Genomic DNA, 13,260 nt, shown 5'->3' with positions numbered 1-13,260 from the left:
AAACAATAATGTTAAGCTTGTTGCTGGATCTGTGAAAAGCGCAGGATGATAAATTCAGCCGGGCGTACTGGTGCCATACCTATCTCAATGATCATTTTACCGTTAAGTATATCATCAAAGGTCATGGTTTGTCCCAGGCCTACTTTTACATAAAATGCCTGCTCTGGTTTGGGGCCTGCAAGAGCTCCTAATCTCCAAAGATTGGTCAGGTAGTTTTCGATCATGGCACGTATGCGTACCCAGGTATTGCCATCATTAGGCTCAAACACAAATTGCATGGCAGCCTTTTTTACCGACTCCTCAACCATGATATAGAAACGGCGAACAGATATGTACCGCCAATCGTTGCTGTTACCGTCAAGTGTACGTGCACCCCAAACCAAAATACCCTTACCGGTAAAGGCGCGAATGGCATTTATTGATTTTCCTGCATCAGTATCAATATTCAGGTCCTGCTGGATATTATCATCAATATTCACCAAAGGCTCAATTATGCCATTAACACTTACGTTTGCAGGCGCTTTCCAAACACCCCGTGTACCATCAACAGCTGCATAAATTCCCGCGATAGCACCACTTGGCGGTACTACAATACCCTGGTTTTTAATAGCAACAGTAATGTTGTTATAAGTAGCGTTTGAATCATTTAACTGAATTTCCAGGCTTTTTACGCGTAAGTTCACTTCGTTTACAAAGCCGGTTACGGTATTAATTACATCTGAATACAGGTTATTAACACGAGCCCTTATAAATCTTACCGCGCTGGATATATCAGCAGGTACAGGCGAACCATAAGCATTAGGATCAACAGGAATGTTAGCGTTCAGGAAAGGCGGATTAAATTCGGCTTGAAGCGCCGCGCCAACGGCACCGCCAGGGAAACTTTCATCCAGCAGAACCAATTCACGTATTAATTGATCCATTGATGAAATATCAGCCGCTGTAGCACCTGCCCGGATATAATCCGAGTGAATATCTTTAGTAGTACGCCCGCCAAAAACATGCGTTGGATCAACATCAACCAGGGTACTATTAAGGGCTACAAAACCCAATATTATATGTTTGATATATGAAAATCTGAGTGTCAATTCGGCTTTGTTATTGGTAAGAGGTATTAAACCATAAGCCGATTTTATACCCACCGTGTTGTATGGGGCTACATTAAAGGGAGCAATAAAGGCTGGTACATCAATAAATTTGTTAATACGGGTTTTTAAATCCAGAATTGCCCTGTCTAATTGTGTTATAAATGGATTATTGGGGATAATGGTTTTAAAAGCCACAGGAGCGCCACTTTTTTGTATCTGGATGTTCTGGTATGAAAAACCATAAGACAAACTTGAACGCAGCCATGGATAATAAGCGGCACCATAGTTAAGGTTGGCAGAGCCTATTCCGTTTCTGAAAACGGTTACTACATCTGTATTGTCAAAGCTTCTTTCTTTATCACCATTAAGTATGTCTAATATTGTAAACCTGTCTTGTAGCTCTGCACATAATTTAAGCGATGTTGTTGCCAGGTTATTAAAATCAGCAGAGCCGAAAGAAATAGCATCAGGAATAACGATGAGCGTTGGCTCATCCTCTTTACGCAGAACTTCAAAGCATTTTACCTTACCGGCCTCAATAAAGTCAGTAATAACTACCGAGCCATTGCTGTAATATTTCCCTACAGAAATAATATAACAGTTAACGCCTCCATTGTCATAAAACATCCTTACGGCATTGTACAACTGGTATTTGGGCGATATATTCACTGTATCAACGCTGTTATCTGCCTTGAGCGATACATTAGCGGTAAGATCAGGAAAATCGGCACCAAAATACTGTGCGTACTGTACCAGCGACGAAATGCGTACGGCCTGGTTCACTACGGTTTTACCATTTTTTGTTGCATCCTGCGTGTATCCGATGAATACCGGAACGGCTGTGGCCACCTGTGCAATAGATGGCGGAAAGGATGGAATTTCATTCACATAAACCCCTGGAGTTTTAATTGTGCTTTCGTTTATTTGTGACATATTTATCGGTTTTTGTTAAAAGTTTAAAAAGATCTCTGAACAAGGATATGTATCTGTCCCCTTCTTAATAGTGACCAGCCGTTGCGGGTCTGCACAAGCTATGGGAGAAAATTCCTGGTTGTTTAACGGAAATGTTAATTTTAAATTCAATGCCTTATTACTCAATGGTATAGGTGTAAGCGAGGTAATGACACTAGCCGGATTGGCAAATTGATATAAGTTTGCCGTATCACTTATATTCCCTGATTTATTGCTTGCCAGGATATACTTCCAGATAGTTGCACGACTTAAAAAATTAATAGAATATTTTGGCGATGGGATAACCAGATGTCCGCTTACATCCAATAGCTTGCATGAGGCGGGCGCAGCTTCATGAAATATATCAATCACCGCAAAAGCATTGTTACCATTCAACTCATCGTTTATATAAATCCATTGCTGCTTTCCATTAACTGTTAATGAATATTTGCCGGGTTGTAAAATGTTCAAATCAAGTTTAAAGGACTCAACTAGGTTGGCAAAGGTTATGGTATTTGATATTACAGATTTGTTGTAGGTAGCCGTAGCAGTATTATAGCCCATAACTGCAATAACGGCTGACGGCTGCAAAGACCCCAGCTGATATGTTGATAAGGATGGCAGCCATTGCAAAGCATCTTTTTCAGACAGGTATTGATTATTATCAACTTTCATCCAATGATTGGTATCGGTAAGACCGAACTTGTGTAAAGGATCGCTGCTTCCTATTGCCCGGTACACCATACCCGGTGTATTTGTTGCCAGATCGCCGGGAATGTAGGTATTGGTGTTTTTATAAGTATCTATTTTTGACGACAAGAAGCTTTTCCCGTTAGCTACATTATTATTCCTGTTAGTGAAATAGTAAATTTTACCTGGAACAGTTGATGGTAAATTGGTGAAATTAAAGAACAAAGGATTATTCAGTTTCATGAAAAAAGTAAACTGCGTACCTTCATCTATCGTTGTAAATGGTTTTAACGGGTTTACATTACCATCACAATGTACTCCTGCAAATAGTTGATTATCCTGTTGCTTAACGATCATATTGTGACCATTTATAGCTTTTACAGTTTCAGCTGATGCTGAAATATTAAAATCGGGACAAAGCTGATCTTTGTAGTAACTATGCAGCAGTTCGATAGCAAACAAGTTTCCGAAATTGATATCTATCATAACGTTTGCACAGTTTTATCGTTAACAATAATTTCATGCAGCAATGGTGCGTTGCCTTGTGAAAACTCTTCGCTGATACTGATCATCCTTATTTTATACATTACTGATGGTAAATATTTGGAACCGAGTATTCCCCATAAGTTATTCATATCCTGAAACGATAATGTATTCAGATCAAGGACCAGTTTTTCGACTCCGGCGGGTAAACCGGGTGAGCCCAATGGCGTAAATACATTTTGGTATTGAAAAAACTGGATTATAAATGAAAGCCGTTTCAACGATTCTGGATAGGACGACAGGTTTACCGCGAACAGGGCATACAGGTTAAGGTATATCTTCGGGTTCTTATATATAAGATTATTATCCTGACGTACATAATTTTCTGGTGATTTGCTGATCCGGTCCTCTTCTATATTTACCAATGTTATAAAAGCATTTGATGGGGTGTTACCATTACCCCCACCCGAGGTTTCGGTATCGTTCCAGGCAATGTTAGCTAACTGTATAAATGAACTGCCGTTGGATGGATCCAGTTTCTGCCGCAAATACGTATCCAGTTGCGAATTCAAGAATGTTAAAACCTGATCTATCATTTATATAAGTTTATTGGTTAAGGTTCTGGTTTATGTAAGGGACACATAAAACAGAGGTGTATAATAATTGCAAGGGATAATTATTATGAGGGTAAAAGTAGGGGCTTAATTATTAATTAATGTGCGTACTTCTACTAAAAAACTAAAGAATACTCACGTATTTTTACGTAATTTTAACTGACTGTATAACAGTTGTTTAAACACCAATTAATGTTTAAGGGAGTTAATTAACAAAGGTGTAAAACAATATGCTAACAGCCTGTTCTTTTGTATCTAAATGGGTTGTTTTAATCATCTTTTTAACTTATGATTAGATGATAAAAGATGTACTAATCATCAACTCCATTCATGTCCGTAAGTACCTTACCTTAATTGTCAGCTTTAGGTTATAATTCTATTTTATCTCCCCTGTATCCATTTTAAAAAAGATGAATTCATACATTTGCGTAATTAATTACGTAATTGTATTTTAAATATGGATTTTTTTAATCAGGTTGGAAAATTGGCAATAGGCAGCCGGCTAAGAATGCTTACCGAAAAGATTACAGAGGATGCTGCCCGCATATACAAACTGTATGATATTGATATGAACCCTAAATGGTTCCCGGTTTTTTATGTACTGTCACAGGGTGAGGCTAAAACCATAACAAACATAGCTAAAGAAATAGGCCACTCCCACCCTTCGGTTAGTAAGATAATCAGTGAAATGTCTGAACATGGCCTGGTGGCCGAAAAGAAGGATAAAGACGATGGACGCAGAAACATGGTCAGCCTGGCTGCCAAAGGGAAAGTCATAACCAAAAAAATAGCCGACCAGTATACCGATGTTAACCAGGCCATAGAGCAGCTATCGGCCCAAACCAGGAACGACCTTTGGAAGGCTATTGAAGAATGGGAGTTTTTACTGGAGCAAAAAACACTGTTGCAACGGGTAAGCGAACAACGAAAAGAAAGAGAGAGCCACAAAGTAAAGATCATTGATTATGAACCCAAACACCAGCAGGCCTTTAAGCAGCTGAATGAACAATGGATAACCACTTGGTTTAAAATGGAAGAAGCCGACCACAAATCGCTGGATGACCCGCAGGGTTATATCCTGAAAAAAGGCGGGCATATATTGGTTGCTTTATATAATGATGAACCCGTTGGCGTTTGTGCCTTAATTAAAATGGACGACCCTGAATATGATTTTGAACTGGCCAAGATGGCTGTATCGCCCACTATGCAGGGTAAAAATATAGGTTGGTTATTAGGAACCGCTATTTTAGAAAAAGCAAGGCTGCTTGGTGCAGATAAAATTTACCTGGAAAGCAATACTATTTTAAAACCAGCCATTAATTTATACCATAAGTTAGGCTTCCGCAAGGTGGCGGGGCATACCACGCCTTATGAACGTTGTAATATTCAAATGGAACTATCCTTAAACAATAATTAAATTTATGTACGATAATAAGATTGCTATCGTCATTAAAGACGATTTGCAAAGCTGGCAAAAGTTAAATGTCACTGCTTTTTTGGCAAGCTCCGTAGCCATCAAGTTCCCGGAAACGCATGGAAAATCATTGGTTAGTGCGTCAGGCTCAACCTACCTGCCGTTTTTTAAGCATCCTATACTGGTTTACAAAGCAGATACTGACGACCAAATTAAGCGCGCTTTTGCACGGGCCAAAGACAGGGAACTAAATATTGGTATTTATACCCATGCACAGTTTGGCACCAGGAATGAAGAGCAAAATGTCACAGAAATAGGTAGCCGCACGGATGATGAGCTTGACCTGGTTGGGTTAATTGTTTATGGGCCAAACAAAAAAGTAGATAAAGCCCTGGACGGCCTCAGGTTTCATTCATAAAGAATTAAACAAAAAAGGAGGACCTGTTGCGGGCCCTCCTTTTGTATTACATAGCTATTAATTAATAGCCTGGGTTCTGATACATTTTGGTAGGGTTTAACTTAGTTTCATTGAAAGGAATAGGGAAAAACCTGTCCTTGGTAGTGAAATTAGTTAATAATGCTGAACCAAAGTCTGCCTGGTTTTTAGCGTGGAAATATGCCACCAGTTCATCAGTGGTAAAAGTTCTCAGCAAATCAAACAACCTGTGGTGTTCAAAAGCCAATTCTACACGGCGCTCGTGCAATATCGCCAGTTTAAGCGTTGGATATTTAGAACTGTAAGCAGGATCCTGTGATGATACTGCGTAGGTTGGCATACCGGCCCTGTCGCGCACCATATCCAGATATTGAATAGCAGCAGCATTATTGCCTAAATACATATTTACTTCAGCAAGCATCAGGATCACATCGGCATAACGCATCAGTATCCAGTCGTTACCTCCGTAACCGTTTGTACCTGCTCCGGAACTTGCATCTCTGAACTTGGTTACAAACCAATCTTTAACAGTAGCATCATTAGCAAATTTGATGGAAAATGCACCACGGGGATCATTAGCTTCATAATCATTCACGAGGTCATGGGTTACATTATAACCTGCCCCACCTGATGTTTTTAGAGAGTTAATGGTTTCGCCTTTGGCCTGGCTGCTGGCAGCTATACCTGAAGAGTAAACAGGATCGCCCTGGATATTCACTATCTGCCAGATAAGTTCAGGACAGGCAGATTTTTTAGTTACATCAAATACATCGGTATAAGGAATATCCTTTAACTTGCCGAATGTTTTAGCATTGTAAGCAGCAGTAAGACTTGTTAACGCGCTATTCAGGTTTGTTGTTTTATTAGCTGCATCAAGCGTGGTAGCCATGGTTAAATACACTTGTCCTAATAAAGTATTTACAGCTGCCAATGATATACGACCAATAGTGCCTGTGGCTTGTGTAGCCGGTAACGGACTACTGGCTGCATCCTTCAGATCGGTAACTATCTGTGCGTACACTGCTGCCTGCGGGTCACGTTTTGTACTCGCTGCAACCTCGTCTGGATTTGAAAATTGCTGGGTAACTAATGGCACATCTCCCCATTCCCTAACCATGTGAAAATATATCAAGGCACGTATAAATTCAGCCTCGGCTTTGTATTTCTGTTTAGTTTCAGGTTTTGCAAAAGTTACCTTATCAATATTTGATAATACTATATTACAGTTGGCTATAACTGCATACATAGCGCTCCAATGTGTGTACAAATAGCTATTGGTAGGTATCAATGAAAAGTTATTGAACCCAAAAGGTTCGCCGGCGTTTGATTGATTATCGTTTGTACCGGTATCATCAGCACGTTGGTCTGTCCACAGGTCACTGCCCTCGCCTATGGTATTACCGCTCCTTAATAGCGAATAACAACCATTAACCGCTAACAATACATCATTTTCGGTTTTAAAAGATTTGCTTATAGCTACAGCATCAGGGTTGCTTTGTTCTAAAAAGTCCTTTTTGCATGAACCCAGCGCTAATAACGCTACCAGGCAAAATAACTTTATATTTATATTCTTCATTTGCTTCAGAATTAGTTTTTAATTAAAAAGTAGCTTTAACACCCAAATTATATGAACGTACCAGCGGGTAAACACCATAATCAATACCTGGGGTAAGGTTTGTATTTTGCGAACCGCTAAAGGTATAGTTATAATTAACCTCCGGGTTATAGCCTTTATATTTAGTAATGGTAAAACCATTGTTAACCGCACCGTATATTCTCAGTGACTCTAAACCCAGGTTGCGGCTTATAAAATCTGATTTAAGTGTATAGCCCAATGTCATATTGGTATTCCTTAAAAAAGACCCACTCTGTAAATAAAAGGTTGATAACCTGGTGCTGTTACTTTGGGTACTACCGCGTGATGCACGATAAACACTTCCCTGACCCGGATCGGCGGCATTGCGGTAACGACCGGCAACATCTGCATACTGGTTACCCGAGCCTTCCATGTTGTATAGGTAATAATCCTGTCCGTCAACTATCTGGTTGCCATAAGAACCTGCAAATGCTGAACTGAAATAGAAGCCTTTGTAAGTTGCGTTTATAGCAAAACCATAAGTAAACTTGGCATACGGCGTACCGATAATACCTGCATCCTTGGCATTAATTATACCATCGCCATTAACATCTTTAAAATAAAGATCACCGGCTTGTATCGGAGTGGTTGAAGCTGTAGAGATAGGCGGGCCTTTAATTTTATAACCTGCCGGGTAAGATTGTGTAGCCGCATTATAGTTGGCTTTGTCTGTAGCTATATTAGCAAGATCGGCCTGGGTAACCATACCGGCAGCTTTATAACCATAAAACATACCCACAGGTTGCCCTGCCTGAGTAATGCTGGTTAAGTATGACCGTTCAGCTCCCGCACTAATAATGGTATTGTTACTACCCAGGTTCAATACTTTATTGCGGTTTATAGATATGTTACCGCTTAAATTTAAAGTAAAGTCTTTATGGGCTATTATCTTACTGTCAACCTGAAAATCAAACCCTTTATTGCTTATTTTGGAGTCAGGTCCCAAATTGGTAGTGATAGTTTGACTCCCTGAAATAGCAGATATTGGCGCGTTAATTAACAGATTATAAGAATGACTAAGGTAATAATTGACAATAAGGAAAAGGCGACCTTTAAGTAAACCTAAGTCAGCACCAAAGTTATATTGCGAGGTTGATTCCCAGGTTAACCCTTCATCGGCGATATTACCAGCGGTAAGCGCAGGCGCTGTAGCCCCGGGGCCACCAAATACCACGTTTGATGGCGGGTTAAATACCCGCTGTGAAGTATAATTACCAATATTATTATTACCGCTTAAGCCCCAGCTGGCACGTAACTTAACGGTTGATTGATCGCCAAACCAGCCATGGTAAAAAGATTCGTCAGACAAGTTCCAGCCTGCGGATACTGATGGAAAATTCGCATACCTGGAATTAGCCCCGAAACGTGAGGATCCGTCTGTACGGAATGAAGCAGATAAAAAGTATTTACTGTCATAATTATAATTTACCCTGGCCAGGTATGACAATAATGTATAGGTATCATCTCCGGTTGGCTGTACACCTTCAATTTGGGCGCTCTTTGGTGTAATCTGCGTTATTTGAGCTGGATTGGCGCCGGTTAGATTAGGTATATTATCGTTCTGAAAACCTATACCCTGTAAAGTAAGTACGTTATTGGTGGTTTTTTGAGCGGTATAACCCACCAGGCCGTCAAAATGGTTTTTACCTAACTGTTTGGTATAGTTCAGGGTAAACTCACCTAACTGGTCGCGATAATCAATGGTTTGGCGTATGGCTTTTGCCGCCTGTATTGATTGAGGCGAACCCGGTGGGTTTACACCATTACTGATATTGGTAGGCAAATAATAGTTATAGTTTTCGGCATAGGTTTGCATACCCAGGTTGGCGTTGAATGAAAGGCCATCCCAAATAGAATAGTTGGCATGCACATTATAAGTACCCCTGTCGCCTACACGGTTTATCTTAATTAGTGTTGCAGTAGCTATCGGGTTTTCAATTGACTGATAAGCATAAGCATTTGATTGTGAAGCGGCTACGTTTGTAGCAATACTGCCATCAGGGTTATAAGCCGGAAAGAACGGCATATATATCAATGCGCCAAATGCAGGGCTGTGATCCCAACGGCCATCCTGCGATTCCTGATTAGTGGTTTGAGTAAATGCTATATTTGCACCTACTTTAAGCCTTTTACCAATCTGGCCATCAACATTGGCACGCAGGTTAATTTTTTTCTGTCCTGTACCCAGCATAATACCCGGCTGATCCTGGTAACCGGTACTGAAGTAATATCTTGTACCATTTGAATTACCTGAGAAAGAAAGATTATGGCTTTGCATTAAAGCATTCCGGTATAATTCATTCTGCCAGTCGGTATTAACAGTCTGGTGAATAAGCGACTGTGTTTGAAAGTTATATAAGTACGGTGGAACACTTACCGAACCAGCGTTACCTACGTTTTTAATACGTACATCATTAGGGTCAGAATACATCGCATCGTTCCAGGTATGGCCTGTAGTTATCCAAAGGTCATGGTATGAATTGTTACGGCCGTCTATCACCAGTTGTGCAAACTGATCAGAATTTAAAAGATCAACTTTTTTTGCTAATTGGTTAATGCCAACCTGGGCATCATATTCAAACTTGCCTTTGCTATTCTCTTTTGAACCATGCTTGGTTGTAATGAGCACAACACCACCTGCTGCCCTTGAACCATAAATAGCTGCCGATGCCGCATCTTTCAATACATCAATTGATTCAATATCATCGGGGTTGATAAACAAATCGTTACCAGCTGCGTAACCATCAATTACATAAAGCGGATCTGAGCTGGCAAGGAATGAGCCAACACCGCGTACGTTAATTTTAGTGGTAGAGTAAGGCGAACCGCTAATTTGCGCTACCTGAACGCCGGCTACTTTACCAACAAGCGCCTGGCCTACGGTTGGCGCAGTTAAATTCAGTTCTTCCGCCTTAACGCTGGCAATGGCGCCTGTAAAGTCGCTTTTGCGTACTGTTTGATAACCAATTGCAACTACTTCATTCAGGATGTTAGTTGAAGGCATCAATTTAATTGTTATTGTGGTTTGGCTACCAACAACAACTTCCTGATTGGTGTAACCAACAAATGCGAAAACAAGGGTTGATCCAGGTTCGGCAGTAATGGTAAATTTACCATTGATACCTGTTGCTGTTCCTTTATGTGATTTTTTTTCATAAACACTTACACCAGGCAAGGGTAAGCCTTTTTCGTCAACTACGGTACCTGAAATTTTTACAGGTGTTTCGGCAAGCTTGTTAAGTTCTGGTTTTATTTTGATGTGGCTTGCATGTACGGGTTGTAAAAATGCAAACAGTATAATCAAAACAGCGTTTATCTTTATAAGATTTTCTTTTAAAAGATTGGGTGTAATCTTTTTATACATATATTTAAATATTGATTGTTAATGGTAACTTCCTTAAAGCATTGCAACCGCTTTTCCAGTTATTTGACAATTAATTCCGGACCGGAAGAATATGAGCGTATTCTCCGGTTCATTTTCGCCGGTTTCGATTTTAGAATAGAACGATTTCTACATAGGCAAAAAGTTTATGATTAATAAATATCGTTTTAGCAATATATAATATTTGATATTTATAATAAATTAGTGCAGGTATTATAAATATCATAATGAAAAGCCAAACTTAGTTCAATAGTCTTAAGCTAATGATGCCTGTGTGTTAAGTTTATATTAACCACATAAAGGTTACAAATATTAACTATTAGTTATTGATCGCTAATTGCAGCGTACAGAAAGAGAATTTTACCAGGATGTATTGGTAAACGTTACGTTGTTTTTGCGTGAAGAAGATACAGCAATGCCTTTATTAAGATCTACCAAAAATGAAAAGCCTTCCAATTCGTCCTGCTTCCTGTCTATGTTTACTTCTTTAATCACCTGTTGAGTACCGGTTTCAATTGATTTTTTAAGATCGATATAAGTAAATCGCCACATCCTACCCTCTTTTTGGTTTTGAATAAGTACCAATACGCCCTTAGATGCTACCCAATGCAGGTTTTGCACCCAGGCTGTGCAGGTAAATTTTTTATATAGCACACCTTTTTCACTTGTTTTAGTTGCTTTTTTTAATGCGGCAGGATCATATAGTCTAACCTCGTTACCGTTATTTCCATAATCGGCAGTGGCCACATACCACTTATTATTATATTTTACATATTCGGGTCGTGTACCTTGTATACAGGCATCGTCATCAATGGTGTTGATCAGGTTACCGTCAAGCGTACCTGTTTTTTGCAGGCCCTTCCAGTCAATACAATAAATTACAGCCTTCCATTTTGTGCCTTCGTTATTTAAGCGGATAGAATTGCCCATAAAAGTTGGTCCGGTTCCATTATAGGCTAATCCTGTTGGATGATTGATCACGTCTTGCCCGTCTTTGGTAAGCTTATATTCTTTGTTAATATAGGTCAGGCTATCCCCAATCAACTTAAATTCGCGTATCATGCCTACTTCCCTGTCGCCATATAAAAATACCCGGCCGTTTTGATAGGATATACCCTGGCATGCTCCCAATGAATCGATAGTTACAGAACGCACTGTATTCATTTGAACTGTGTAATCTAAAAACGACATCAACCCCAACGATAAAACGGCAGTTAAAGCAAAAAATATTTTCTTCATTGTTTATATACTATGTAAAATAATATAATCCTGATAATTGATCAAATGATCTAACCCCTATGGATCAAGCGGCTCATCTGCATCAATCTGCAAAGATGTTATAACCGGGTAAAACTCCTGTTCGGTATCTGAAAGGCGTTTGCCTAAGGTATACGGTACATAGCCCAGCTCCTTCTCGCACCTGCCGGCCATGTGTTCTATAAAATAACTCTGCGATTTATCAGTTGAGGTGATACATGGTTTATTAAACGGCATACCGTAACGGAATATGATACGTACACAATTACGCATATTGGTAGTAGTATGCCTTGCATGGGGATCAACCAATATGGCACTCTCCGGAACATGCAGTTTTTCGACCATGAATTTTTTCATTTCATCTGCCTCACTGTATTTTGTTTTATAAGGATGTACTTTACCGCCCGATGTCATAATGAATGGCGCCAAACCTTCAAAATACCTTAACGCGGCTACCCTGCAACGCAACATACCTTCGGCACTTAATGCAACACCCGCTATATCAGGGCCAGCTCCGGGTATCAGGATCATGGTGTATTTATAATTAGCCCATTTAATGGTTTTTACCCTGTTGTAGGCATTTTTGTTGTCTTTCAGAATCATCGGCTCATCATTGGCTGCATCATCCCTTTCATTTATTTCCAGGCTATGCAAAGCGTAATTCATTGATGGGATAAAGAATAGCTTGGTCTGTTTGCTCTCATCCAGTATGGTTGCAGATTCATCGTAAACCAGGTTAAGGTATGATCGGCTCTTTACATTAAAACTTATAGAATCAATAGCCGGGTAATTGGGTTTCCTGCCTTCGGCATAAACTTCAATGGCATAGTTTACCGCTTTGGCATCCTGCTCCCATGCTTTAACCAGTAGCTGAACAGGCGACAGATCTTTATATTGTATATAAGTACCAGATGGAATTAAATGCTGCTTTACCAGGTTACCTAAAGCATTATTGGCTTTATACAAACTGGTAAGCCTGTCACTCACCGTTTTAATCTCGTCATCACTAAACTTAAGGTATTGTGTAAAACACAATGGGTCCTTACAGGTAGTAAGTGATGATTTAATGTTATCAAGTCTGGTTTGTGTTAGCTTTACAAGTTCGGCATCATTACTGACCAGTTGTTTTGCTGCCGCGTTGTTTTCTAATAATGTTAACAGGTAGTAATTTTTGGTTTGTACATAATTAGTACCGATCAGTTTGTAATTTGGATCTGCTGATTGACCATGGGTGTAAAAAGCAGTAAAACTTAATATGATGAATAAATATTTTTTAAAGTTCATTGAGCAAAGGAATTCTTTTGTTATT

The 13,260-nt window shown here is 39.6% G+C and carries 9 protein-coding genes; 2 read left to right on the top strand and 7 right to left on the bottom strand.

Annotation, left to right across the window (positions count from 1 at the left end):
* Positions 1 to 11 precede the first annotated feature (11 nt).
* From M2273_RS02390 to M2273_RS02380, 3 genes are read right to left on the bottom strand one after another with little or no spacing between them, the layout of a single operon-like run.
* Positions 12 to 2,021, bottom strand: a complete 2,010-nt coding sequence (locus M2273_RS02390) for a phage tail sheath C-terminal domain-containing protein (protein WP_429392524.1) — start codon at positions 2,019 to 2,021, stop codon at positions 12 to 14.
* A 15-nt stretch (positions 2,022 to 2,036) separates the two neighbouring features.
* Positions 2,037 to 3,215 (bottom strand): hypothetical protein, encoded by a 1,179-nt coding sequence (locus tag M2273_RS02385; RefSeq protein WP_429392522.1) that lies wholly within the window; start codon positions 3,213 to 3,215, stop codon positions 2,037 to 2,039.
* Positions 3,212 to 3,808 carry a DUF4255 domain-containing protein gene (locus tag M2273_RS02380; RefSeq protein ID WP_429392520.1) on the bottom strand — a complete coding sequence of 199 codons (597 nt, stop codon included), beginning with the start codon at positions 3,806 to 3,808 and terminating at the stop codon, positions 3,212 to 3,214. The genes M2273_RS02385 and M2273_RS02380 overlap by 4 nt, the downstream gene beginning before the upstream one ends.
* Positions 3,809 to 4,283: 475 nt before the next feature.
* On the opposite strand from M2273_RS02380, the gene M2273_RS02375 reads away from it, so the two are divergent.
* Positions 4,284 to 5,243, top strand: a complete 960-nt coding sequence (locus tag M2273_RS02375; protein ID WP_429392517.1) for a bifunctional helix-turn-helix transcriptional regulator/GNAT family N-acetyltransferase — start codon at positions 4,284 to 4,286, stop codon at positions 5,241 to 5,243.
* A 4-nt stretch (positions 5,244 to 5,247) separates the two neighbouring features.
* Positions 5,248 to 5,658: a DUF2000 family protein gene (locus M2273_RS02370; protein ID WP_429392515.1), complete on the top strand. Its 411-nt coding sequence runs from the start codon at positions 5,248 to 5,250 to the stop codon at positions 5,656 to 5,658.
* A gap of 61 nt (positions 5,659 to 5,719) precedes the next feature.
* Here M2273_RS02370 and M2273_RS02365 read toward each other — a convergent pair whose 3' ends face one another.
* The 4 genes from M2273_RS02365 to M2273_RS02350 form a co-directional block, all read right to left on the bottom strand.
* Complete coding sequence (locus M2273_RS02365) at positions 5,720 to 7,252, bottom strand: RagB/SusD family nutrient uptake outer membrane protein (protein WP_429392512.1); 1,533 nt, start codon at positions 7,250 to 7,252, stop codon at positions 5,720 to 5,722.
* A gap of 22 nt (positions 7,253 to 7,274) precedes the next feature.
* Positions 7,275 to 10,676, bottom strand: a complete 3,402-nt coding sequence (locus M2273_RS02360; protein ID WP_429392509.1) for a SusC/RagA family TonB-linked outer membrane protein — start codon at positions 10,674 to 10,676, stop codon at positions 7,275 to 7,277.
* Between the two features lie 378 nt (positions 10,677 to 11,054).
* Positions 11,055 to 11,933 carry a hypothetical protein gene (locus tag M2273_RS02355; RefSeq protein WP_429392506.1) on the bottom strand — a complete coding sequence of 293 codons (879 nt, stop codon included), beginning with the start codon at positions 11,931 to 11,933 and terminating at the stop codon, positions 11,055 to 11,057.
* A 57-nt stretch (positions 11,934 to 11,990) separates the two neighbouring features.
* Entirely contained in the window at positions 11,991 to 13,235 is a 1,245-nt protein-coding gene (locus tag M2273_RS02350) for an ElyC/SanA/YdcF family protein (RefSeq protein ID WP_429392503.1), read from the bottom strand.
* Positions 13,236 to 13,260: the final 25 nt, after the last annotated feature.

This window comes from Mucilaginibacter lappiensis (assembly GCF_050433765.1).
Classification (GTDB): domain Bacteria; phylum Bacteroidota; class Bacteroidia; order Sphingobacteriales; family Sphingobacteriaceae; genus Mucilaginibacter; species Mucilaginibacter lappiensis_A.
Note: the sequence above shows the minus strand (reverse complement) of the source record. Positions and strands in the feature narration are given on the sequence as shown.